Raw genomic sequence first — 22,623 nt, 5'->3', positions numbered from 1 at the left:
CGATGTCGCATCCGACCCTGCTCCCGCCGATCCGCATGACCCGCCAGGAATTCGACGCCTGGGCGCCGAACCAGGCGATCCCCTACGAGCTGATCGACGGCCGCGTGGAGCCGAAATACCTGAGCGACGACGGCCTGGAGGCGATGGCTGGTGGCAAGGTCGTGCACCACTTGGTCATTGGCAACGTGAGTGCTGCGCTACGGGCGCGGGCGCCGCAAGCCTGTCATGTCTTGCCCGATGCCAGGGTCCGCGTCGGTGACAGCATGATCTTCCTTCCCGACGTCACCCTGACCTGCGAGCCAATACGCGACGACAGCCTGGACCTGCTGGCGCCCCGTCTCATCGTGGAAGTTCTGTCGCCCTCGACCCAGCGGCAGGACCGGACGGCCAAGCTGGACACGTACCGGCTGATCCCGTCTCTGGAGGAGATCTGGCTCGTCCGGACCAGGCCCCGCCACGTGGAAGTCTGGCAGCGCCGTCCCGACGGGTGGCACGTGGCCGACGTGATCGGCACCGGCACCATCCAGTCCCGCGTCCTCCAGTCGCCCGTCCCGCTCGACGAGCTCTACGAGGGCCTGCCCGCCTAGCCGATCTCCGCCCGGAACGGGTGCGCCGGATAGACGCCCAGGATCTCGACCGAATGGCTGAAGAAGCGCAGCTCCTCCAGCGCCAGCCGGACGCCCTCGTGCCGCGGATGGCCCATCACGTCGGCATAGAACTGCGCCTGGGTGAACGAGCCGTCGATATAGCTCTCCAGCTTCACCATGTTCACCCCGCAGGTCGCGAACCCGCCGAGCGCCTTGTAGAGGGCGGCCGGCCGGTTGCGAACGGTGAAGGTGAGGGTGGTCATCACGCCCGGCGCGGCCTCGCCCGGATCCTCGGGCGTGCGCGAGAGCACCAGGAAGCGGGTGGTGTTGTGCTCGGCGTCCTCGATGTTCTGCGCCAGCGAGACCAGGCCGTAGAGCTTGCCCGCCAGCTTCGAGGCGATCGCGGCGCGCGTGGGGTCGCCGGCCTCGGCCACGTCCTGCGCGGCGCCGGCCGTATCCGCCACCACCACTGCCTGGAGCCCGTGGCGGCGCAGGAACTGGCGGCACTGGCCGACCGCGTGGACATGGCTCTCGACCGAGCGCAAGGCCTCGATCGAAGCACCCGGCAGGCCCAGCAGGTGATGGTTCACCCGCACGAAATGCTCGCCCACGATGTGCAGCCCGCCGCGCGGCAGGAGGTGGTGCACGTCGGCGACGCGCCCGGCCACGGTATTGTCGACCGGGATCATCGCCAGGCGTGCCGCACCCTCGCGCACCGCGCCGAACGCGTCCTCGAACGAGTGGCAGGGCAGGGCCACCAGCTCGGGAAAGGCCTCGCGGCAGGCCAGGTGCGAATAGGCGCCGGGGCGCCCCTGGAACGCGATGGTGCGCTCGGGGCTGACGCCGGTAGGATCGTGCGGCTCGGTCATCGGTCTTCGGTTCAGGGTCTGGCGAGGCTCAGGATCTGCCGCGCGCGGTCGAGGTCATAGGGCGTGTCCACGCCGAACGGAACCGTGTCCACGAGGCGCACGCCGATGGCCATGCCGTTCTCCAGCGCGCGCAGCTGCTCCAGCCTCTCCCTTCGCTCCAGGGGCGAGGGCGGCAGGTCGGCAAAGCGCTCCAGCGCAGTGCGCTCGAACGCATAGATGCCGATATGGTGCAGGATCGGCCCGTCGCCGGACGGGCAGGTGGCGCGGGTGAAGTAGAGGGCCCGGCCGACCGTGGGCTCCGCCGGGTCGACCGACACCACCGCCTTGACCACGTTCGGGTCGACCTTCTCGCGCGGGTCGTCGGTGGCACAGGCCAGCGTCGCCATGGGCACGCCCAGCCGGTCCAGCGGCTCCAGCACCTGGGCCAGCACGCGCGGATCCAGGGTCGGCAGGTCGCCCTGCAGGTTGACGATGCGCTCGGCGCGCCGCTCCGGGTCGATGTCGGCTAAGGCCTGGCGGATCCGGTCGGTGCCGGACGGCAGGTCCGGATCGGTCAGCACCGCCTCGCCGCCGGCAGCCCGCACCACCTCCGCGATCACCGGCTCGGCGCAGGCGACCACCACCCGGCCGATCACCGCCTCGGTGGCGCGGCGCAGCACATGGACGATCATCGGCGTACCCGCGATGTCGGCGAGCGGCTTGTCCGGCAGGCGCGACGCCTTCATCCGCGCCGGGATCAGGACGAGGGTCTGGCTCAAGGACGGCTCCATCGATGGATTTGGGCGATCGGCCCGGGCGGCTGGCGGGAACGACACTGGATCGATCCGAAACTTGCCGGCAACGGCTTGCGACCAAGCGGCGCGCCCGCTGGCCAACTTGACGGACGCCCGCCATGGTCGCTAGAGCCGCACGCGATCGGCGCGGCAGTTCGCATCGCCGACGGCCGTCGTCAGGACGGCGACCGATCGGAACGGAAAGGCTGGCTTCCTGATGGCATCCTCGCTCGAAAGCAACAAGCTCATGGCGGGCATTCTCACCGCCGGGATCATCGCCATGGGCGCGGGAGTCGTCTCGCGGATGATCTACAGTCCCGAGATGCCCGAAGAGAATGCCTATCACGTGGCGGTGGAGGAGACGGGCGCCACGGCCGCGACCGAGACCGCCGAGGAGCCGATCGAGGTCCGCCTCGCCTCGGCCAGCGTGGAAGCGGGTGAGGCGGCGGCCAAGAAGTGCGCGGCCTGCCACACCTTCGATCCCGGCAACGAGAACAAGATCGGCCCCGGCCTCTATGACGTGTATGGCCGTCCCGGCGGGACCCATGCCGGATTCTCCTATTCGCAGGCGGCGCTTGAGCACAACGCGCCCTGGGATGCCGCCGAACTGGACAAGTTCCTGACCTCGCCGCGCACCTACATGCCCGGCACCAAGATGGCGTTCGCCGGCATCTCCAAGCCGGACGAGCGCGCCGACGTGATCGCCTATCTCCACTCGCTCAACCCGGACGCCCCGGCCCTGCCGGTCGCCGAGGCGGCACCCACGGCCGACGCACCGGCCACCCCGGACGAGGCTCCGCCGGACCCGGACGCGGCCATCGAGCAGGCCCCGGAGCAGACGCCCGAGCAGGGCGGCTGACCCCTTACCTCATGACGTGAGGGCAGCCCCTTTGAGGGGCCGCCCGGCCATCCTGCCTTTCCCTTGGAGATCCGCGTGACCGGCGCGTCCACCAACGAGCTTCTGGATTTCGCCCACCAGCTCGCGGACGCCGCCGCCGAGGTCCAGCGCCGCTGGTTCCGCGCGGAGCTGAAGATCGAGAGCAAGCTCGACGAGAGCCCGGTCACCATCGCCGACCGGGAAACCGAGCTCCTGATGCGCGAGATGATCCAGGCCCGGTTCCCGGACCATGGCATCTTCGGCGAGGAATACGGCAAGCAGGCGGTCGATGCCGAATATGTCTGGGTGCTGGACCCGATCGACGGCACCAAGTCCTTCATCTGCGGCCGCCCGCAGTTCGGTACGCTGATCGGCCTGGTCCGCAACGGCCAGCCGCTGCTCGGCATCATCGATCAGTCGATCCTGCGCGAGCGCTGGGTGGGCGTGCAGGGCGAGCCCGCCACCTTCAACGGCAAGCCGATCCGCACTCGCGCCTGCGCCGACCTGTCCGAGGCGGTGCTGGCCTCCTATTCCCGCCGGATGTTCCCCAAGGGCCCGCAACGCGACGCGTTCGACGCGCTGGAGGAGCGGGTCTATCTCTCCCAGTTCAACACCGATTGCTACGGCTACGGCCTGCTGGCGGCGGGCTTCGTCGACCTGGTGGTGGAGCAGGACCTGTTCCCCTACGACTACCTGCCGATCCTGCCGATCCTCCAGGGGGCGGGTGCGGTCGTCACCGACTGGAAGGGCCGCCCCGTCGGCATGGGCTCGCTTGGCCGGGTGATCGTCGCAGGCGACGCCCGGGTGCATGGGCAGGCCCTGGCCATGTTCGAGTCCCTGCCGGACTGACGGCCCCGGCGCTGGTCCTTCGCCGGCAGCCGCACTAACCTTCCTCCCGTGGCCGCTACGGCAGCTTGCCAAGAGGGAGAATGGACGGATGATGGATCGGCGGGGCTTCTCGAAGGCCGGCCTTGGCTTCCTGGGCGCATCGCTGGTTCCGCCGTTCAGGTTCGCCCGTGCCGCGGACGCGGTGCCCGCCCACGGCCTCTCCATGTATGGCGAGCTGCACTACCCGCCGGGCTTCACCCATTTCGACTACGTCAACCCCGACGCCCCCAAGGGCGGCAACCTGGTCCTGTCCGCGGTCGGGACGACCTTCGACACGCTGAACCCGTTCGTGCTGCGCGGCGTGCCGGCATCCGGGGTGGGCCTCGTCTACCAGACCCTGGCCGAGAACTCGCAGGACGAGCCGTTCGCCGAGTACGGCCTGATCGCCGAGACCATCGCCACGCCCGAGGACCGCAGCTTCGTCGAGTACCGCCTGCGTGAGAACGCGCGCTGGCATGACGGCCGGCCGGTCACCGTCGACGACGTGGTGTTCAGCTTCGACATCCTGCGCAGCAAGGGTGCGCCGCTCTACCGGGTCTATTATGCGGATGTGGAGCGCACCGAGAAGATCGACGAGCGGCATGTCCGCTTCCTGTTCAAGGGCAGCTTCAACCGCGAGCTGCCGCTGATCATGGGCCAGCTCCCGGTCCTGCCGGCGCATTGGTGGCAGGAGCGCGACTTCGAGGCGCCGTCGCTCGAGCCGCCGCTGGGCAGCGGCCCCTATCGGGTCGACCGCGTCGAGTCCGGCCGCTCGGTGAGCTACGCCCTGGTCGAGGACTGGTGGGCCAAGGACGTCCCGGTGATGAAGGGCCGCTTCAATTACGGCCGGATCCGCTACGACTATTACCGCGACGCCAACATCGCGTTCGAGGCCTTCAAGGCCGGCGCGTTCGACTGGCAGATCGAGAGCTCGGCCCAGCGCTGGGTCACCGGCTACGACATCCCGGCCGTGCGCCAGGGCCTCCTGATCAAGGAGGAGATCAAGCGCGAGAGCGGCGGGGTCATCCAGGGCTTCTGGCTCAATCAGCGCCGCGACCAGTTCAAGGACCGGCGGGTGCGCGAGGCGCTGGGCTATGCCTTCGACTTCGAGTGGTCGAACCGGACACTGTTCTACGACCAGTACACCCGCTGCAACAGCTACTTCTCCGGCTCCTCGGTGTTCGCCGCCACTGGCCTGCCCGAAGGCGCCGAACTCGCTTTGCTCGAGCCCTACCGCGATCAGCTCCCGCCGGAACTGTTCTCGCAGGAATTCACCCTGCCGGTCACCGACGGCAGCGGCAACAACCGGCCGCAATTGCGCCGGGCGCTGGAGCTCCTGAAGGAGGCCGGCTGGGAGGTCCAGAACCGGCGCATGGTCGAGGTGGCGACCGGCAGGCCGATGCAGTTCGAGATCCTGCTGGACAGCCCGCTGTTCGAGCGGATCGCCGGGCCGTTCGTGAAGAACCTGGAGCGGCTGGGCATCGCGGCCACCGTGCGCACCGTCGATTCGGCGCAGTACCAGAACCGGGTCACGGCGTTCGACTATGACGTGATCGCCCAGATCATCGGCCAGAGCCTGTCGCCCGGCAACGAGCAACGCGAGTACTGGGGCAGCCAGGCGGCCACCCAGGAAGGCAGCCGCAACTATGCCGGCATCAGCGACCCGGTCGTGGACGCGATGATCGAGAAGGTGATCTACGCGAACAGCCGCGAGGAGCTGGAGACCGCCTGCCGGGCGATGGATCGCGTGCTGCTCTGGGGCTACCACCTGATCCCGCACTGGTACGCGATGTACGATCGCCTGGCCCGCTGGGACAAGTTCGGCCGGCCGGAGCAGATGCCCCGCTACAGCATCGACCTGTTCTCCTGGTGGATCGAGAACCAGCGCGCGACAAAAGTAGAGCAGGCCAAGTCCGAGCTGCCGGCGGACTGATCGCCCGGTGCTCGGCTACATCCTGCGGCGGCTCCTGCTGATCATCCCGACCCTGCTCGGGATCATGCTGATCAACTTCGCCATCATCCAGGCGGCACCCGGCGGGCCGATCGACCTGATCGTCGCCCAGCTCCAGGGCCAGAACGTCGACCCCACCGCCCGCTTCTCCGGGGGCGGGCAGGGCGAGACCAGCTCGCAGCAAGCCGGCAACGACCAGTCGCGCTCCGCGCGCGGCATCGACCCAGCCCTGCTGGCCGACCTCAACCGCCAGTTCGGCTTCGATCGGCCGGCGCACGAGCGCTTCCTCAAGATGCTGGGCGACTATCTGCGCTTCGACTTCGGCAACAGCTTCTTCCGCGGCCGCCCGGTCACCGAGCTGATCATCGAGAAGATGCCGGTCTCGATCTCGCTGGGCGTGTGGACCACGCTGATCACCTATCTGGTCTCGATCCCCTTGGGCATCCGCAAGGCGGTGAAGGACGGGACACCCTTCGACGTCTGGTCGAGCACCCTGGTCTCGATCGGCTACGCAATCCCGAGCTTTCTGTTCGCGGTGCTGCTGATCGTCCTGTTCGCCGGCGGCAGCTATTTCCAGTGGTTCCCACTGCGCGGCCTGACCTCCGACGACTTCTACCGCATGACCTGGTGGCAGCAGATCCTGGATTATCTGTGGCATCTGGTCCTGCCGGTGACCGCCATGGTGATCGGCAGCTTCGCCTCGCTCACCCTGCTCACCAAGAACGGCTTCGTCGAGGAACTGGGCAAGCAGTACGTGCTCACCGCCAGGGCCAAGGGCCTGGCGGAACGCCGCGTCCTCTACGGCCACGTGTTCCGCAACGCCATGCTGATCGTGATCGCGGGCTTTCCGGCAGCCCTGCTCTCGATGCTGTTCACCGGCGCCTTGCTGATCGAGATCATCTTCTCGCTCGATGGGCTGGGCCTGCTCAGCTACGAGGCGGCGATCAACCGCGACTACCCGATCATCTTCGCGACCCTCTACATCTTCACCCTGGTGGGCCTGCTGCTGCGCCTGTTCTCCGATCTGACCTATGTCATGGTCGACCCGCGCATCGACTTCGCCAAGGTGCGGGTGTGACCGCCCCACCCGAACGCCGCTGGCTGTCGCCCCTGAACCGGCGCCGGCTCGCCCAGTTCCGGGCGAACCGGCGCGGCTATATTTCCTTCTGGCTGTTCCTCGTGGTGTTCGCGATCTCGCTGGGCGCTGACCTGATCGCCAACGACCGCCCGCTCCTGGTCCGCTATGACGGCCGGTTCTACTTCCCGACCGTGGTGTCCTACCCCGAGACCGAGTTCGGCGGCCTGTTCGAGACCGAGGCCGACTACAACGACCCGGTCGTGATCGAGCTGATCGAGGAGAAGGGCTGGATCCTGCAGGCCCCGGTCCCCTATCGCTACGACACCACCGTGCTGGGCGTGGAGCGCGCACCCTCGCCGCCGTCCCGGCAGAACTGGCTGGGCACCGACGACCAGTCCCGCGACGTGTTCGCCCGCGTGCTCTACGGCCTGCGCCTGTCGATCCTGTTCGGCCTGACGCTCACCTTGTTCTCCTCCGTGATCGGCATCGCGGCCGGTGCACTCCAGGGCTATTACGGCGGTGCCGTCGACCTGATCGGCCAGCGCCTGATCGAGATCTGGAGTGGGCTGCCGCTGCTCTACCTGCTGATCATCCTGGCGAGCTTCATCGTCCCGGGCTTCTGGACGCTCCTGATCATCATGCTGATGTTCTCCTGGATGACGCTGGTCGACATCGTCCGCGCCGAGTTCTACCGCGCCCGCACCCTCGACTATGTCCGCGCCGCCCGGGCACTCGGCGCCACCGACCTCACCGTGATGCGCCGGCACATCCTGCCCAACGCCATGGTCAGCTCGCTGGCGCTCCTGCCCTTCGTCCTGTCCGGCGCGCTGACCACGCTCACCGCCCTGGACTTCCTGGGCTTCGGCCTGCCGCCCGGCTCGCCGTCGCTGGGCGAGCTCCTGGCGCAGGGCAAGAACAACCTCCAGGCGCCCTGGCTCGGCATCACCGGCTTCCTGGTCACCGCGGTGATCCTCACCCTGCTGATCTTCACCGGCGAGGCGGTGCGCGACGCCTTCGACCCGCGCAAGACGCTGGGGGACGGTGCCTGATGCCGCTTTTGGAGGTGCAGGACTTAGGGGTGCGCTTTCGCGGCAGCGAGGGCGAGGTGATCGCCGTGGACGGGGTCTCGTTCACCCTGGACCGGGGCGAGACCCTGGCGCTGGTCGGCGAGAGCGGCTCGGGCAAGTCGGTGACCGCCCTCTCGATCCCGCAGCTCCTGCCCTATCCCAAGGCGTTCCACCCGGCGGGCTCGATCGTCCTGGACGGCCGGCAGATGGTGGGGGCACCCGAGCCCGTGCTGCGCGAGCTGCGCGGCAAGCGGATCGGCATGATCTTCCAGGAACCGCTGACCTCGCTCAATCCCCTGCACACGGTCGAGCGGCAGATCGGCGAGGTCCTCCAGCTCCACGAGGGCCTGCGCGGCGACACCCTGCGCCAACGCATCCTGGAGCTGCTCCACCAGGTGCGCATCCGCGACCCGGAATCCCGCCTGGGCAGCTACCCCCACCAGCTCTCCGGCGGTCAGCGCCAGCGCGTGATGATCGCGATCGCGATCGCCTGCCGGCCGGACCTGCTGATCGCCGACGAGCCCACCACCGCGCTCGACGTCACCGTCCAGGCCGCCATCCTGAAGCTGCTGCGCGAGCTGCAGGCCGAGATGGGCATGGCGATCCTGCTGGTCAGCCACGACCTCGCTGTGGTGCGCAAGGTGGCGCAGCGGGTGGCCGTGATGCGCCATGGCCGGATCGTGGAGCAGGGGGCGCTGGAGCAGGTCATGGAGCGGCCGCAGCATCCCTACACCCAGGAACTGATGGCAGCCGAGCCCAAGGGCCCACCGGCCAGCCGCGACCCCGCCGCCCCGATCCTGATCGAGACGCCCGGCCTGAACGTGGACTTCCCGCTGGGCGGCGGCTGGCTGCGCAAGCCGCGCGAGGTCATCCACGCCGTGCGAGACGTCACCCTGCGCATCCAGGCAGGCTCGACGCTGGGCGTGGTCGGCGAGAGCGGCTCGGGCAAGTCGACGCTGGGCCTGGCCCTGCTCCGGCTGGTCGGCTCCACCGGCCGGATCGTGGTGCAGGGGGAGGCGATCGACCGCCTGCCGCGCGACGAGGTGCGCCGGCTGCGCCAGAAGCTCCAGATCGTGTTCCAGGACCCGTTCGGCTCGCTCAGCCCCAGGCTCAGCGTGGGCGAGATCGTGGGCGAGGGGCTGGACATCCACAAGCTCTGCCCGTCTGGCGACGCAAGGCGCGCCCGGGTCGCCCAGGCCCTGGAGGAAGTCGGCTTGGACCCCGCCACCATGGACCGCTACCCGCACGAATTCTCCGGCGGCCAGCGCCAGCGCATCGGCATCGCCCGCGCCCTCGTGCTGGATCCGGCCTTCATCGTCCTGGACGAGCCGACCTCGGCCCTCGACGTGTCGATTCAGGTCCAGATCATCCAGCTCCTGAAAGGCCTCCAGGAGCGCCGCGGCCTGACCTTCATGTTCATCAGCCACGACCTGCGCGTGGTCCGCGCCATCGCACACGAGGTCGTGGTGATGAAGGACGGGCGGATCGTGGAGGCCGGCCCCACCGAGCAGGTCATGACCCGGCCGACGCAGCCCTACACCCAGGCCCTGCTGCGGGCCGCGGTCGACCTGGAGCCGGTCGACTAGCAGCCCGTCCGGGGCGTCCCACAGAACGGCCAGGACAACGGCTCAGGACGCGCTGCCGACTGGCCATGTGACCAGCGCCTGCTCGGCGACAGTCTCCAGCTTGTCGCGGCTGAAGCCGGCCTTGGCCTGCACCGCCATGCCATGCAGGACCGCCATCACGAACGCTGCAAGGGCGTCGGGTCTGGCCGTCGCCGGCAGGTCGCCCTCAGCCCTGGCCCGTTCGAACCGTTCCCGAAGCTGCGCCTCGCCGGCTGCACGGGCATCGATCAGCGCCTGGCGCACCGGCTCGGCGTCCTCCGAGCCGGCCAGGACCCCGTTGATGCCGAGGCACCCCGTATGGGCGGGATAGCGGGTGTTGAGGTCGATCGCGCTGTACAGGATGTGCGCGGCGACCTCCCGCGCCGTCGGCAGCTGCAGCGCCTCCGGAATGTAGCTCAGGTATCGCTCATAATAGCGGGCGAGGGCCCGGCGGAAGAGCGCTTCCTTGTTGCCGAACGCGGCATAAAGGGCCGGCCGTTCGACGCCCGCCGCCTCGGTCAGGTCGGTGTAGGAAGCACCCTCGTATCCCTTGCGCCAGAACACGCACAGCACCGCGTCCAGCGCCTTCTCCACGTCGAACTCGCGACGGCGGCCCATCAGTCCAGCTCACCCTTTTTCATAACGACCATTACTAATCCGCTTGACGGCACACGTCCATCTTCCATACCAATCGTTATCGTAATGATTGGTACGATATCGGCCCGGCGACCTGCCGCAGCCGGAAACGGCGCCCCGCGCGCCCATGGAAGGGGATCCCCATGTCGAACGCGCTGAAGGGCAAGGTTGCCCTGGTGACCGGGGGCTCCCGGGGCCTCGGCGCTGCCATCGCTGCGGCGCTGGCCGCCGAGGGCGCCGATGTCGCGATCAGCTATGTCGCGTCCGCGGAGAAGGCGGGGGCGGTCGTCCAGGAGCTGCAGAAGGCCGGCGTGCGCGCGGTCGCGATCCGGAGCGACCAAGCGGAGCCGTCGTCCGCCCGGTCCCTGGTCGATGCCGTCGTCTCGGAGTTCGGCAGGCTCGACATCCTCGTGAACAACGCGGCCATCGCCGTCCAGGGCACCAGTGTCGGCGACCCCGACGCCGATACGGACCAGCTCGACCGCCAGTGGCAGGTCAACGTGCTGGGGGTGGTGGCGACCACGCGCGCCGCTGCCGCGAAGCTTTCCGACGGCGGCCGGATCATCTTCATCGGTTCCGCGATCGCCACCCGGACCGCGTTCCCGGGTGCTGCGGACTATACGGGCACCAAGGCGGCCATCGCCGGCTACGCCAAGGGCGTCGGCCGTGACCTCGGCCCCCGCAACATCACCGTGAACGTCGTGCAGCCAGGCATCATGCCGACCGACATGGCGGCGGCCGCGGCCCACAACGTGCCGGAAACGGTGATGGACCTCCACGCGATCCGCCGGATCGCGACGGTGGAGGAGGTGGCGGCGACGGTCTGTTTCCTCGCCGGCCCGAACGCCGGCTACATCAGCGGTGCCGTCCTGGACGTCGCCGGCGGCTACCAGATCTGAGCGCCGAAGACCGAAGTTCTGCCTGAGCAGCGAGAGGACATGAGATGACTGGCAAGTTCGGTGCAAAGTCGACCGCCGACCAGGTGCTTTCCGGCGTCGACCTCACGGGGAAGCGAGTTCTCGTCACCGGCGCATCGGCGGGCATCGGACGGGAAACCGCCCGCTCCCTGGTGGCGCATGGTGCCAGCGTCGTCGGTGCGGTCAGGAACCTCGCCAAGGCCGAGCCGGCCACCGCAGCGGTCCGTGAGGCCGCGTCGCAGGGCGGCGGCAGCCTGGAGCTGATCGAGCTCGATCTGGCATCCCTGCAGAGCACTCGCGCCGGTGCGGATCGGCTGCTGGCCGATGGCCGGAGGTTCGACGCCGTCATCGCCAATGCCGGCGTCATGGCGACGCCCTTCGGCCGGACGGTGGACGGTTTCGAAGTCCAGTTCGGGACCAACCATCTCGGCCATTTTGCCCTGGTCGACCGGATGGGACCGCTCTTCGCCCCCAACGGCCGCCTGGTCGTGCTGTCGTCCCAGGCCCATGGCGTCGCCGATGTGGACCTGGACGATCCGAACTTCCAGGGGCAGGCCTATGACCCATGGGTCGCCTATGGCCGGTCCAAGACAGCCAACATTCTCTTCGCCGTCGAGTTCGACCGGCGGCATCGCGAGCGCGGCATCCGGGCTGCCGCGGTGATGCCCGGAAACAGCTTCACCGATCTCCCGCGCCATCTCTCGCAGGACGAACTGCAGGGCCTGCTGGAGACCGTCGGCAAGGCACGCGCCGAAGCGGGCCTTCCGCCGGCGGAGCTGAAGGAAGTCCCGCAGGCCGCGGCGACCTCGGTCTGGGCCGCGGTCGTGACCGACCGGGACGAGATCGGCGGGCGCTATCTCGAGGATTGCGCGGTGGCGCCGATCGACGACACGCCCAATCCGTTCGCCGACGGCGTCAGGTCGTATGCGCTCGATCCCGCCAGGGCCGGGCGGCTTTGGGCGAAGAGCGACGAACTGATCCGCGCCAGGTCGTGAACGAGGTCCGGACGCAGAGGCGGCAGGGCAGCGCCGAATGGCGTCGCTGCCGACTCCGCCTCGTGCTATCCTGCCTGATCGTTCCCGGCTCCCGGCCTGGTGCAGCCGGGGGAATCGTGTTTTGCACGAACGAACCCGAGAGCCAGGAAAAACCCTGGAACATCAACTACGTGAAGTAGCGCAAGGCTTGCGGATCAGCGTGGATCTGCAAGCCTTGGCTCCATCAGTGGTTGCGGCGCGGCGTGCCGTAGGTCTCGATGACCTTGAGGTAGAGGGTCGCCGGCTCCATGCAGGCACCGGTCGAGAGCTGGCCGACCGTCTGCCGGTACAGCTCCTGCCAGGGCGTCTGCGACGGCGGCTGCTTGGGCGGGTTCGCCTCCCACGCCTTGCGCCGCTCGGCCATCTCCTCAGGCGAGATCAGGACGTCGAGGCGGCTCTTGTTCATGTCCAGCCGCACCTTGTCGTTGGTCCGGATGAGCGCGAGATTGCCGCCCACCGCCGCTTCCGGCGAGGCGTTCAGGATGGAGGGGCTGTCCGCGGTGCCGGACTGCCGGCCGTCGCCGATGGTCGGCAGGGCGCGGATGCCCTTCTTCATCAGCTTGGTCGGCGGCCGCATGTTCACCACCTCGGCGGCACCCGGGTAGCCCACCGGGCCGCAGTTGCGGATGAACAGGAAGCAGTCCTCGTCGATGTCGAGGCTCTCGTCGTCGATCCGGTCGTGATAGTCCTCCGGCCCTTCGAACACGATCGCCCGGCCCTCGAACACGCCGGGGCTGGCCGGGTTCTCCAGGTACTTGGCGCGGAACTCGGGGCTGACCACCGAGGTCTTCATCACCGCCGAATCGAAGATGTTGCCCGACATGATGACGAAGCCCGCCTCCGGCATCAGCGGCTCCTCATACGCCCTGATCACCCGGCGGTCCTGCGAGAACGGCACCTTCTCGTGGTTCTCGCCCATGGTCTTGCCGGTGACGGTGATGACGTCGGTGTGGAAGCGGCCGACCTTGATCAGCTCCTTGATCACTGCCGGCACGCCGCCCGCCCGGAAGAACTCCTCGCCCAGGAATTCGCCGGCCGGCTGCATGTTGACCAGCAGCGGCACGTCCTTGGACAGTTCCCAGTCCTTGATGTCGAGCTCGACCCCCATGTGCCGCGCCACCGCGATCACATGCGGCGGGCAGTTGGTCGAGCAGCCGGCGGCGGCCGCCACCATCACGGCATTCTCGAAGGCCTTGCGGGTCAGCACCTTGGAGGGCTTCAGGTCCTCGTGGACCATGCCCACGATCCGGTAGCCGGTCTCGTAGGCCATCTGGCCGCGCTCGCGGTAGGGGCCCGGGATCGCGGAGCAGCCGGTGAGCGACATGCCGAGTGCCTCGGCCATGGCGTTCATCGAGGACGCGGTGCCCATGGTGTTGCAGTGGCCGACCGAGGGCGCGGACGCGCAGGTCATGTCCATGAACTCGTCGACGCCGATCTCGCCCTTGGCCAGCATCTGCCGGGCGTGCCAGACGACCATGCCCGACCCGGCGAGCTTGCCATCGTACCAGCCGTTCAGCATCGGCCCGCCGGAGAGCACGATCGCCGGCAGGTCCACCGTGGCGGCACCCATCAGCATGGAACCCACGGTCTTGTCGCAACCCGTGGTCAGCACCACGCCGTCCAGCGGGTAGCCGTAGAGCACCTCGACCAGGGTCAGGTACTGGAGGTTGCGGTCGAGCATCGCGGTCGGCCGCTTGCCGGTCTCCTGGACCGGATGGACCGGGAACTCGAGCGGGATGCCGCCGGCATCGCGGATGCCGTCGCGCACCCGCGAGGCAAGCTCGACATGGTGGCGGTTGCAGGGTGCTATGTCGGAGCCGGTCTGGGCGATGCCGATGATCGGCTTGCCGGACTGCAGCTCGCGGCGGGTCAGGCCGAAGTTCAGATAGCGCTCCAGGTAGAGCGCGGTCATGTCCGGCTCTTTGTAGTCGTCCCACCAGTCCTGGCTGCGCAGTCGCCGCTTGGGACCACTCATTTCGACCATCTCCCGGCTCGAAGTGTACCGGCCGGGGTTTTGGCCGATGGGCGGCGGGTGTGCAACGGAAAGTACGATCATTCCAGACTGCGGGGTCCCGATCCGGGACCGGCTGTGTAGGAAGTGCTGCCATGCACGCGCTGCATTCCTTCGCCGGTCCTTTGCCGCTGTTCGCGATCGGCCGGACCCGTTATATCGCCGCAACTTCAGATCACGGCCGGAGAATGGGCATGTCCAGCGGCACCTCGCTGCGCCTGCGCGAAGCGCTCACCTTCGACGACGTGCTGCTGGAGCCGGGCCTGTCCGAGGTCCTGCCGAACATGGTCGACGTGCGCACCAAGATCGCCCCGGACATCGAGCTGGGCATCCCGCTGCTTTCGGCAGCGATGGACACGGTGACCGAGGCGCCCATGGCGATCACCATGGCGCAGCTGGGCGGGCTCGGCATCATCCACAAGAACCTCGAGATCGAGGACCAGGCCAACCAGGTCCGCCAGGTCAAGAAGTTCGAGGCCGGCATGGTGGTCAACCCGATGACGGTGACACCGCAGACCATGCTGTCCGAGGCGCTGGCCATCATGGAGCGTCACGGCATCTCCGGCCTGCCGGTGGTGGACGGCCCGGCCGGGCGGCTGGTCGGCATCCTGACCAACCGCGACGTCCGCTTCGCCAAGATGACCGACAAGCCGGTCTCCGAGCTGATGACGGCGAAGGACCTGGTGACCGTGCACGAGGGCTTCGAGCGCGCCGAGGCGCTGGAGCTCCTGCACCGCTTCCGGATCGAGAAGCTGCTCGTGGTCGACGAGGCCTACCGGCTGAAGGGCCTGATCACCGTCAAGGACATCGAGAAGGCGCAGAAATACCCGAACGCCACCAAGGATGCGCAGGGCCGGCTGCGGGTCGGCGCCGCTACCGGGGTGGGCGAGGCCGGGCTCGCCCGGGCCGAGGCGCTGATCGAGGCCGGCGTCGACGTGCTGGTGGTGGACACGGCACACGGCCATTCCCGCGGCGTACTCGACGGGGTGAGCGCCATCCGCAAGCTGTCCAACGCCGTCCGCGTGATCGCCGGCAACATCGCCACGGCCGACGGCGCCAAGGCGCTGATGGACGCCGGCGCGGATGCGGTGAAGGTCGGCATCGGGCCGGGCTCGATCTGCACGACCCGGGTGGTGGCCGGGGTGGGCGTGCCGCAGCTCACCGCGGTGCTGGATGCCGCCGAGGCCTGCGCCGCCAGGGGCGTGCCGGTGATCGCCGATGGCGGCATCCGCGCCTCGGGCGATCTGGCCAAGGCGGTGGCGGCCGGTGCCGACGCCGCGATGATCGGGTCGATGTTCGCCGGCACCGACGAGAGCCCGGGCGAGGTCCTGCTCTACCAGGGCCGCTCCTACAAGGCTTATCGCGGTATGGGCTCGCTGGGTGCGATGGCGCGCGGCTCGGCCGACCGCTACTTCCAGGCCGAGGTCCGCGAAACGCTGAAGCTGGTGCCTGAAGGCATCGAGGGCCGGGTGCCGTACCGGGGCCCGGTCGGCAACGTGATCCACCAGCTGGTGGGCGGCCTGCGCGCCGCGATGGGCTATACCGGCCAGGCGGATCTGCCGTCGCTGCGCCGCAATGCCCGGTTCGTGCGCATCACCAATGCGGGCCTGCGCGAAAGCCACGTGCACGACGTGTCGATCACCCGGGAGGCGCCGAACTACCGGCAGGAGTGGTGACGCTGCCGGGTATGCCCGGCGCAACCTTTTCTTTACGGATGAGCGGCTAGGGTTCCTCCCGAGGCCGCGATGCATGGGCGGCCGCCGGGATGATCCGTGTGCCGCTCGATACTGCGATCTCGCTCATGCTGCTGGCAGCCTTCGTCGCCGTGATCGGCGGCAGCTGCCTGCTCGCCGCCCTGATCGTCAGGGTGCCACCCGAGGTGCCGGCCACGGCGACAGGTGTGGTTCTGGCATCGCTCGAGCCGCAGCAGTCCCCGCAGCTCCCCTCCGTGGTGCCGGACGATGCGGACAGCGGCCGGGCAGCCGGGCTGGTGGCGACCGATGCGGATGGGCGGATCATTGACACCGACCAGATGGCTAGGCGCATGCTGGGCTGCTCCGCCCATGGCGAGCTTCTGGCGAGCTTCCTGCCGGACCTTGTCGATGCCGACGGCACGTTGCGCGCCCATGCCCACGAGGGCCAGCTCCTGAGTGCGGACGGCGGAGCCTGCCATGTCGACCTGATGGTGGTGCCCAGGCCAGACTCGGGCTGGCTGGTCGCGATCCGCGACGGCGGCCCGCGCCGCCAGCGCCTGAACCGCCTGGAGCAGATGGCACTGCACGACCCGCTGACCGGCCTGCCCAACCGCGTGCTGTTCGCCGACCGGGCGGAGCAGGCAATGGCGCTGGCCGAGCGCCGCGACGAAGCCTGCGCGATCCTCATGCTCGACCTCGACCGGTTCAAGCAGGTCAACGACACGCTCGGCCACGACATCGGCGACCTCCTGCTGCGCGCGGTGGCGCCCAGGCTCACCGAGGCGCTGCGCCGCACCGACACGCTGGCGCGCCTGGGCGGTGATGAGTTCGCCGTGCTGCTGCCGCCGCCCACCAGTGCGGACGAGGCGGTCGAGGTGGCACGCCGGCTGGTGCAGGCGATGCGCCCCCAGTTCCTGATCGAGGGCTTCTCCCTGGGCCTGGGGGTGAGCATCGGCATCGCGCTCCGGCCGCGCCACGGCAACGAGCTCGATGCGCTGCTGCGCTCGGCGGACGAGGCCATGTACGCGGCCAAGCGCGACGTGCTGGGCTATGTGCTGGCCGGCCAGCCCCAGGACCTGGGCGTGATCCGGCGCCCGGCGCTGCGCACCGACCTGGAGCGCGCGATCGAGGCGGAGGGGCTCACCATCCATTTCCAACCGAAGATCGAGGCCGCGACCCGCAGCGTGGCCGGGTTCGAGGGGCTCTTGCGCTGGGATCACCCGGTCTATGGCCGGCTGCAGCCGGACATGTTCCTGCCCGTGGCGGAGCGGGCCCGGCTCATGGGGCCGCTCACCCGGTTCGTGCTGGACGAATGCCTGAAGCGTCAGCGCGAATGGCGCGCGCATGGCTACCGGCTGGAGGTGGCGGTCAACCTCGCCAATTTCTGGCTGCGCGACGAGCAGTTGATCGACCATGTCCGCCAGGCCCTGGCGAGCTGGGGCACCGCACCGGCCGAGCTCACGCTCGACGTCACCGAGGGCTCGATCATGGCCGACCCGGAGCGCAGCCGGCAGCAGTTGCAGCGGCTGCGCGAGCTGGGCTGCCGCGTGGCGATGGACGATTTCGGCACGGGCTATTCCTCGCTCACCCATCTGCAGCGCCTGCCGCTCGACGAGATCAAGGTCCACCGCAGCTTCGTCGCGCCGCTCGAGGAGGCCGACGGGCCGGCCCGGGTGGTCCTGCGTTCGATCGTCGGCATCGCGCACGGGCTGGGCCTGGTGACCACGGCGGAAGGCGTGGAGAGCGAGCAGGTCGCCCGCTCGGTGGCGGAGCTCGGCTGCGAGCGGCTCCAGGGCTTCCTGATCGCGGCACCCATGGGCGCAGACGAGGCGCTGGCCTGGCTGCATCGCTGGGCGCCTGGGGTGAGCCGGGCGGCAGCGTGAGGGGAGACCGGTGTGGAGCCGATGCGCCTGGTCAGGCCGCCAGCGCCGGATGGTTCGCCAGCGCCTCGCGGACGAACGGGTCGGCGCTGTCGGGCTCCGGGCAGCCGGTCATCCATTCCGGGCACTGGGCCAGGCAGGAAGCCTTATGATCGCGGCGCCAGGTGAGCGGGCACCAGTCGCTGCTGCCGGCCGGCAGGATCGAATCGAACGCGCTGAAGTAGCTGGCCGGCACGTTCCGGCCATCCAGGAGCTGGATCCTGGCCGTGGCGGCGCCGTACTCGCCTTCCTCGAACCAGTGCAGGCGCACGAGATCGCGCGGCGAAGGCCGGTGCAGCGCCAGGCCCGCCGCGAGATGGCCCGGCGCGTCGACCAGGCGCGGATAGGTGAAGCCCGGGACGGCGACCCGGCGGACGCCATGGAGGATCGCCGGGAACAGCTCGTCGTCGGCGACCTCGCGGTCGACCACATGAGCGAGCACGTCGCGGTCCATCAGCGTGCCGTAGAAGAAGAACCAGTCCGGCAATATCCCAACCCTCGTCTGCCGACGGCAACCGACCCCTGGCACAACGTGCCGGCCCCAGGAGCTAGGGATGCCGGTCCCGCATGTCCAGACCCGCGCCGGTGCTGGTGCCGCAAGGCCGTCATGACCAGCAGGTAGCCAACCGGCTTTCTAAGGGACCATGCGCTTCTGGCAGCAGCTTTTGGCTTCATCCGCTCCTCATGCCCGTTCGAGCCGCACGGCTATCCGGTTGGCGGGTGAAAGCACCAGGCTTCACTGCAGCTCCGGTACCTGGGCGGCGGATCGCTATGGCCATCGATCAATCCGCTCGACCACCTCGGCGAGGTGCAGCCGATGGAACCGCCAGTTGGTGCCGGCTGGGACGTGGAGCAGTTCGGGCAAGAGGCGGGTCACGATGGCAGTGGCGACCTGTAGGTGCACTGCGTGCTCCGGACCGCCGACGAAGTGACCGATGTGCGGATGCTGCTTCAACCGGTGGAGAACAGTTCAATCCGCCAGCCGATGCAGCAGGTGCCGGCTCCATTTCTGCAAGGGCAGCCGTCAGGAGATGGCTTGGGGCGGCGTTGCCGCAGGGGCGGAAGGGTCGGATCGAGCAGTCCCAACTCTTCTTTGGTCATGCGCACCTGAGACGGCGAGAGGTTGTCCAACAAGGCCGGGACCAACGCCTGACCGGAGCCGATGAGCGCAGGGCATTGGCATCGGCCAAAGTGGAACGTCGCGCCGGCATGCAACTAGGTCATCCGGGCGCCTCGGCATGAGCGACAGTAAGCGCCTCGACGTCACGCCAGCCACGCGCCGGCGGGAGGCGTGTCAGAAGCAGCGCCAGAAGCGTGCGCTCAAGGTGCGGTGGCTCTTGGCCCTCCGGCCGCACGAGCGAAGACGCCCCCCTGAAACCCGCTGCGACAGGATCGCGGACAACGTAGCCCGTACCCGCAGGACATCAATCCACGCGCGACCAGAACGCCTGATCCTGCGTGGAATCGATGCCATACACTCTGGCAGGCTTCCGCGGACCAGATGGCCGTGGTCGAGCCTCGGCCATGACGCGAGAAGCAAGAACGGCCGGTCGGCCGATCGCCTTCAGCCTCTGGCAGCCTGGCCCGCCGGCCGCCCTGGACAGGGGCGGCCTCCCGCCCGTGTCAGTCCAGTGCCAGCAGGGTAGCGACTCGGTCGGCTATGGCTGGGCTGGCGGTGAGGCCCGGGCTCTCGATCCCCAGCAGGTTGACCAAGCCCGGGATGCCGTGATCGTCCGGCCCCTGGATCAGGAAGTCCTCGGCCACCGAGCCGGCCGGCGATAGCTTGGGCCGGATGCCGGCATAGCCCGGCTCCAGGGCGCCTGCGGGCAGGCCCGGCCAGTAGCGGCGGATCGCGTCGTAGAACACGTCGGCACGGCGCGGGTCGACCGTATAGTCGATCGACTCGACCCATTCCGTGTCCGGCCCGAACCGGGCCCGGCCGCCCAGGTCGAGCGTGACATGGACGCCCAGCCCGGCCCTTTCCGGCATCGGGTAGATCAGCGTAGAAAAGGGCGAACGGCCGGTCAGGACGTAGTAGCTGCCCTTGCACAGATAGCCCTGGCGCTGGCTGTTGGCGGGCAGGCCCGCCGTCTGGCGGGTCAGGCCCGGGGCGTCCAGTCCGGCGCTGTTCACCACGATCTTGGCCTGCAGCGCCATCGGCTCCTGCCCGCCGGTCTCGACCACGATCCCGTCTGGCGTCGCCTCCAGCCGGGTCACCGGGGTCTCGAAGCACAGGACCGCGCCGTGGTTCTCGGCGTCGCCCTGATAGGCCAGCATCAGGCCGTGGCTGTCGATGATCCCGGTGGTGGGCGACCAGAGGGCGGCGGTGGCCTTGAGCTGCGGCTCCTGGTCCACCGCCTGGCGGCCGGTCCGCCATTCCAGCGCCACGCCGTTGGCGGCCGCCTTGGCGTGGAGCTCGTGCAGCTTGGCTTCTTCCGCGGCGTTGGTCGCCACGATCAGCTTGCCGCAGCGGCGATGGGGTACACCGCGCTCCTCGCAGTAGCGGTACAGAAACTGGTTGCCCGCCACACAGGTGGCGGCCTTCAGGCTGCCGGTCGGATAGTAGATGCCGGCATGGATGACCTCGCTGTTGCGCGAGCTGGTCTCGGTGCCGATCGCATCGGCCTTCTCCAGCACCAAGACCTCGCGGCCGGCCATGGCGAGCCTGCGGGCGACCGCGAGGCCGACCACGCCGGCACCGATGACGACGGCATCCACCTGTTCCATGGCGTTCAGTCCTCGACGATCCGGCGCAGCTCCGCCGGATCCAGCCCGAGCGAGGCGCCCGCGGCCAGGATGTCACCCAGCGACTTCGGGTCGATCGGCACGCCCTCGGCCGCCCGCTTCGTGCGGGCCAGGTTCTCCGGGTCGCCCGGCATCAGCACCGCCTCGAAGCCCGGCGCTGCCGGCGAAGCCTTGACCCAGTCGATCACCGCCTGCACCTCGGCGCGCATCGATTCGAGGTCGCCGAACACGGCCGGGTCGACCAGCAGCGAGAGCATCGAGTTGACGATGCCGTCCAGCCGCTCGTGATGCGGGGCGATGGTCTGCCCGCCGATCAGTGCGGCCCCTAGGATCTCGCAGAAGATCGCGAGGCCCGAGCCCTTGTGCAGACCGAAGGAGAGCAAGGCGCCCTTGCGGGTGTCGACATAGGTGGTGGGATCAGTGGTCGGGCGGCCCTCGGCGTCGATCAGCACGCCGTCCGGCACCGGCACGCCCTTGTTGCGGGCGACCCGCGCCTTGCCGAACGCGATGGCCGAGGTGGCCATGTCCAGCAGCAGCATGGGCTTGCCGTCGGCACCGGGTACGGCCACGCAGAACGGGTTGGTGCCGAGCCTGGCATCCGAGCAGCCGAACGGCGCCTGGAGCGGGTCGTGATCGGCGACGTTGACGAAATGGAGCGAGACCAGCCCTTCGGCAGCACACTGCTCGGCCCAGAAGCCGATCCGGCCGACATGGCTGGCATTGCGCAGGCCGACCACGGCGCAGCCCAGCTTCTTCGCCCGCTCGGCACCCAGCCGCATCGCGTCACGGGCCATGGTCTGGCCGAAGCCGCGCCCGCCATCGACCAGCAGCACCGCGCCCACGTCACGCAGCACCTTGAGCGACTGGTTGGGGACCAGGAGGCCGGCGCGGCAGTTCTTCACATAGTCCGGCAGCATGCCCACGCCGTGGCTGTCGTGGCCGGTCAGGTTGGACATGACCAGATGGTCGGCCACGGCCTTGGCCTCGTCCGGGCTGGAGCCGGTGGCCGCGACGATGGTGGAAGCTAGCCGGTGCAGCCGCTCGGCCGCGATGTTGGGCAAGGTCGGACACTCCTGGATCCGTCCGGTCTGGGCGGTGCCGGCCTGCGGCCAGCACGCCTTCCGGGCGCGGGGCCTGTGCCTAGCACGGCTGTCACCGGACGGGAAACGCCGCAGCGAGCCGGTCCAGCAGGATCCGCTGCAGGCCCGCCGGGGCGGCGACCAAGCCCTTGTGGGTGGGCTGCTCCCCGTCGTAGCGGACCGGTGTCCCGTCGGGCTCGGCCAAGCGGACCCCGACCTCGCGCAGGATCACGTCGGCTGCGGCGATGTCCCAGTCATTGGTGCGCCGGAGCGTGACATAGGCGTCGAACCGGCCGGCCGCGACGAAGGCCAGCTTCAGCGCCAGCGAGCCCAGCATGGTCCAGACGGCATCCGGCGCCAGCCAGGCGAGCGGCCGCTTGCGCACCTCGGTCCGGCTGGCGGCGATGCGCGGCTGCGCGATCGGCCCGTCGGGCAGGCGGGGCAGGGGCTGGCCGTTGAGGGTGGCGCCCTGGCCCGCCACCGCCTCGAACGTCTCGCCGGTCGCGGGGTTGGCGACGATGCCGACCACCGGCTGTCCGTCGACCAGATAGCCGATGCAGATCGAGAACTCCGGCTTGCCCTCGGCGAACGAGCGGGTGCCGTCGATCGGGTCCACCACCCAGCAGCCCCGCCCGGTCAGCCGCGAGCGGTCGTCCGCGGTCTCCTCCGAAAGCCAAGCCTCGCCCGGCCGGCGCAGCCGCTCGTGCAGGAGCCGGTCGATGGCGACATCGGCCTCGGTCACGATCTGGCCGGGCCCCTTCTCCCAGCTCCCGACCGCTGCCCGGAAGTTGCGCATCGCGATGGCGCTGGCCTCGGGCAGGACGGCACGCGCACGACCCAGGATCTCCGTGAGGTCGATCTCGGTGGTCATCCGCATTCCTTCCGCGCACGAGGTCCTGCCCAGCAGAACCCGCG

General features: G+C 69.2%; 19 protein-coding genes. 11 read left to right on the top strand and 8 right to left on the bottom strand.

Annotation, left to right across the window (positions count from 1 at the left end):
• Positions 1 to 2: 2 nt before the first annotated feature.
• Positions 3 to 587 (top strand): Uma2 family endonuclease, encoded by a 585-nt coding sequence (locus tag HLA95_RS04210; protein ID WP_191059103.1) that lies wholly within the window; start codon positions 3 to 5, stop codon positions 585 to 587.
• Here the strand turns inward: HLA95_RS04210 and HLA95_RS04205 are convergent.
• Together HLA95_RS04205 and HLA95_RS04200 are read right to left on the bottom strand one after the other, a co-directional pair.
• Positions 584 to 1,456, bottom strand: coding sequence for a prephenate dehydratase (locus tag HLA95_RS04205; protein ID WP_191059104.1), 873 nt, complete (start codon positions 1,454 to 1,456; stop codon positions 584 to 586). The two genes, HLA95_RS04210 and HLA95_RS04205, sit on opposite strands and share 4 nt — an antisense overlap.
• 11 nt (positions 1,457 to 1,467) lie before the next feature.
• Positions 1,468 to 2,226 (bottom strand): 3-deoxy-manno-octulosonate cytidylyltransferase, encoded by a 759-nt coding sequence (locus HLA95_RS04200; RefSeq protein ID WP_191059105.1) that lies wholly within the window; start codon positions 2,224 to 2,226, stop codon positions 1,468 to 1,470.
• Between the two features lie 220 nt (positions 2,227 to 2,446).
• On the opposite strand from HLA95_RS04200, the gene HLA95_RS04195 reads away from it, so the two are divergent.
• The 6 genes from HLA95_RS04195 (at position 2,447) to HLA95_RS04170 (ending at position 9,655) form a co-directional block, all read left to right on the top strand.
• The gene (locus HLA95_RS04195; RefSeq protein ID WP_222182546.1) at positions 2,447 to 3,088 is read left to right on the top strand and encodes a c-type cytochrome; all 642 of its coding nucleotides are present in this window, start codon (positions 2,447 to 2,449) and stop codon (positions 3,086 to 3,088) included.
• A gap of 75 nt (positions 3,089 to 3,163) precedes the next feature.
• Positions 3,164 to 3,955 (top strand): histidinol-phosphatase, encoded by a 792-nt coding sequence (hisN, locus tag HLA95_RS04190; protein WP_191059106.1) that lies wholly within the window; start codon positions 3,164 to 3,166, stop codon positions 3,953 to 3,955.
• 88 nt (positions 3,956 to 4,043) lie between these two features.
• Positions 4,044 to 5,906: an extracellular solute-binding protein gene (locus HLA95_RS04185; RefSeq protein WP_223861462.1), complete on the top strand. Its 1,863-nt coding sequence runs from the start codon at positions 4,044 to 4,046 to the stop codon at positions 5,904 to 5,906.
• 7 nt (positions 5,907 to 5,913) lie between these two features.
• Positions 5,914 to 7,002, top strand: a complete 1,089-nt coding sequence (locus HLA95_RS04180) for a microcin C ABC transporter permease YejB (RefSeq protein ID WP_191059107.1) — start codon at positions 5,914 to 5,916, stop codon at positions 7,000 to 7,002.
• Positions 6,999 to 8,051: an ABC transporter permease gene (locus HLA95_RS04175; protein ID WP_223861463.1), complete on the top strand. Its 1,053-nt coding sequence runs from the start codon at positions 6,999 to 7,001 to the stop codon at positions 8,049 to 8,051. Before HLA95_RS04180 ends, HLA95_RS04175 begins: the two co-directional genes overlap by 4 nt.
• Positions 8,051 to 9,655, top strand: coding sequence for an ABC transporter ATP-binding protein (locus HLA95_RS04170; protein WP_222182544.1), 1,605 nt, complete (start codon positions 8,051 to 8,053; stop codon positions 9,653 to 9,655). Before HLA95_RS04175 ends, HLA95_RS04170 begins: the two co-directional genes overlap by 1 nt.
• Positions 9,656 to 9,697: 42 nt before the next feature.
• Here the strand turns inward: HLA95_RS04170 and HLA95_RS04165 are convergent, their stop codons facing one another.
• Positions 9,698 to 10,291, bottom strand: coding sequence for a TetR/AcrR family transcriptional regulator (locus HLA95_RS04165; protein ID WP_191060081.1), 594 nt, complete (start codon positions 10,289 to 10,291; stop codon positions 9,698 to 9,700).
• 161 nt (positions 10,292 to 10,452) lie between these two features.
• On the opposite strand from HLA95_RS04165, the gene HLA95_RS04160 reads away from it, so the two are divergent.
• Together HLA95_RS04160 and HLA95_RS04155 are read left to right on the top strand one after the other, a co-directional pair.
• On the top strand, positions 10,453 to 11,208 hold the full coding sequence (locus tag HLA95_RS04160; protein WP_191060082.1) for an SDR family NAD(P)-dependent oxidoreductase: 756 nt from the start codon (positions 10,453 to 10,455) through the stop codon (positions 11,206 to 11,208).
• A 44-nt stretch (positions 11,209 to 11,252) separates the two neighbouring features.
• Positions 11,253 to 12,221 carry an SDR family NAD(P)-dependent oxidoreductase gene (locus HLA95_RS04155; RefSeq protein ID WP_191060083.1) on the top strand — a complete coding sequence of 323 codons (969 nt, stop codon included), beginning with the start codon at positions 11,253 to 11,255 and terminating at the stop codon, positions 12,219 to 12,221.
• Between the two features lie 223 nt (positions 12,222 to 12,444).
• Here the strand turns inward: HLA95_RS04155 and HLA95_RS04150 are convergent, their stop codons facing one another.
• Positions 12,445 to 14,235, bottom strand: coding sequence for an IlvD/Edd family dehydratase (locus tag HLA95_RS04150; protein ID WP_191060084.1), 1,791 nt, complete (start codon positions 14,233 to 14,235; stop codon positions 12,445 to 12,447).
• Between the two features lie 224 nt (positions 14,236 to 14,459).
• Between HLA95_RS04150 and guaB the strand changes: the two genes are divergently transcribed.
• Both guaB and HLA95_RS04140 read left to right on the top strand, forming a co-directional pair.
• Entirely contained in the window at positions 14,460 to 15,947 is a 1,488-nt protein-coding gene (gene guaB, locus HLA95_RS04145; protein ID WP_322100104.1) for an IMP dehydrogenase, read from the top strand.
• A gap of 98 nt (positions 15,948 to 16,045) precedes the next feature.
• Positions 16,046 to 17,848 carry a putative bifunctional diguanylate cyclase/phosphodiesterase gene (locus tag HLA95_RS04140; protein ID WP_191060215.1) on the top strand — a complete coding sequence of 601 codons (1,803 nt, stop codon included), beginning with the start codon at positions 16,046 to 16,048 and terminating at the stop codon, positions 17,846 to 17,848.
• 31 nt (positions 17,849 to 17,879) lie between these two features.
• On the opposite strand, the gene HLA95_RS04135 is transcribed toward HLA95_RS04140, so the two are convergent.
• From HLA95_RS04135 to HLA95_RS04120, 4 genes are all read right to left on the bottom strand, one after another.
• On the bottom strand, positions 17,880 to 18,371 hold the full coding sequence (locus HLA95_RS04135; RefSeq protein WP_191060216.1) for a gamma-glutamylcyclotransferase family protein: 492 nt from the start codon (positions 18,369 to 18,371) through the stop codon (positions 17,880 to 17,882).
• A gap of 1,136 nt (positions 18,372 to 19,507) precedes the next feature.
• Positions 19,508 to 20,611, bottom strand: a complete 1,104-nt coding sequence (locus HLA95_RS04130; RefSeq protein ID WP_191060217.1) for an NAD(P)/FAD-dependent oxidoreductase — start codon at positions 20,609 to 20,611, stop codon at positions 19,508 to 19,510.
• A gap of 5 nt (positions 20,612 to 20,616) precedes the next feature.
• Positions 20,617 to 21,690: a malate/lactate/ureidoglycolate dehydrogenase gene (locus HLA95_RS04125; RefSeq protein WP_191060218.1), complete on the bottom strand. Its 1,074-nt coding sequence runs from the start codon at positions 21,688 to 21,690 to the stop codon at positions 20,617 to 20,619.
• Between the two features lie 91 nt (positions 21,691 to 21,781).
• The gene (locus HLA95_RS04120; RefSeq protein ID WP_222182540.1) at positions 21,782 to 22,579 is read right to left on the bottom strand and encodes an inositol monophosphatase family protein; all 798 of its coding nucleotides are present in this window, start codon (positions 22,577 to 22,579) and stop codon (positions 21,782 to 21,784) included.
• Positions 22,580 to 22,623 lie beyond the last annotated feature (44 nt).

The organism is Geminicoccus harenae (genome assembly GCF_019800005.1).
Classification (GTDB): domain Bacteria; phylum Pseudomonadota; class Alphaproteobacteria; order Geminicoccales; family Geminicoccaceae; genus Geminicoccus; species Geminicoccus harenae.
This window is presented reverse-complemented; position numbering and strand designations above follow the sequence as displayed.

Coding starts and splice junctions, on each gene's coding strand:
- HLA95_RS04210 (WP_191059103.1), top strand. CDS start 3: ATGTCGCATCCGACCCTGCTCCCGCCGATCCGCATGACCCGCCAGGAA.
- HLA95_RS04205 (WP_191059104.1), bottom strand. CDS start 1,456: ATGACCGAGCCGCACGATCCTACCGGCGTCAGCCCCGAGCGCACCATC.
- HLA95_RS04200 (WP_191059105.1), bottom strand. CDS start 2,226: ATGGAGCCGTCCTTGAGCCAGACCCTCGTCCTGATCCCGGCGCGGATG.
- HLA95_RS04195 (WP_222182546.1), top strand. CDS start 2,447: ATGGCATCCTCGCTCGAAAGCAACAAGCTCATGGCGGGCATTCTCACC.
- HLA95_RS04185 (WP_223861462.1), top strand. CDS start 4,044: ATGATGGATCGGCGGGGCTTCTCGAAGGCCGGCCTTGGCTTCCTGGGC.
- HLA95_RS04170 (WP_222182544.1), top strand. CDS start 8,051: ATGCCGCTTTTGGAGGTGCAGGACTTAGGGGTGCGCTTTCGCGGCAGC.
- HLA95_RS04165 (WP_191060081.1), bottom strand. CDS start 10,291: ATGGGCCGCCGTCGCGAGTTCGACGTGGAGAAGGCGCTGGACGCGGTG.
- HLA95_RS04160 (WP_191060082.1), top strand. CDS start 10,453: ATGTCGAACGCGCTGAAGGGCAAGGTTGCCCTGGTGACCGGGGGCTCC.
- HLA95_RS04155 (WP_191060083.1), top strand. CDS start 11,253: ATGACTGGCAAGTTCGGTGCAAAGTCGACCGCCGACCAGGTGCTTTCC.
- HLA95_RS04150 (WP_191060084.1), bottom strand. CDS start 14,235: ATGAGTGGTCCCAAGCGGCGACTGCGCAGCCAGGACTGGTGGGACGAC.
- guaB (WP_322100104.1), top strand. CDS start 14,460: ATGGGCATGTCCAGCGGCACCTCGCTGCGCCTGCGCGAAGCGCTCACC.
- HLA95_RS04130 (WP_191060217.1), bottom strand. CDS start 20,611: ATGGAACAGGTGGATGCCGTCGTCATCGGTGCCGGCGTGGTCGGCCTC.
- HLA95_RS04120 (WP_222182540.1), bottom strand. CDS start 22,579: ATGACCACCGAGATCGACCTCACGGAGATCCTGGGTCGTGCGCGTGCC.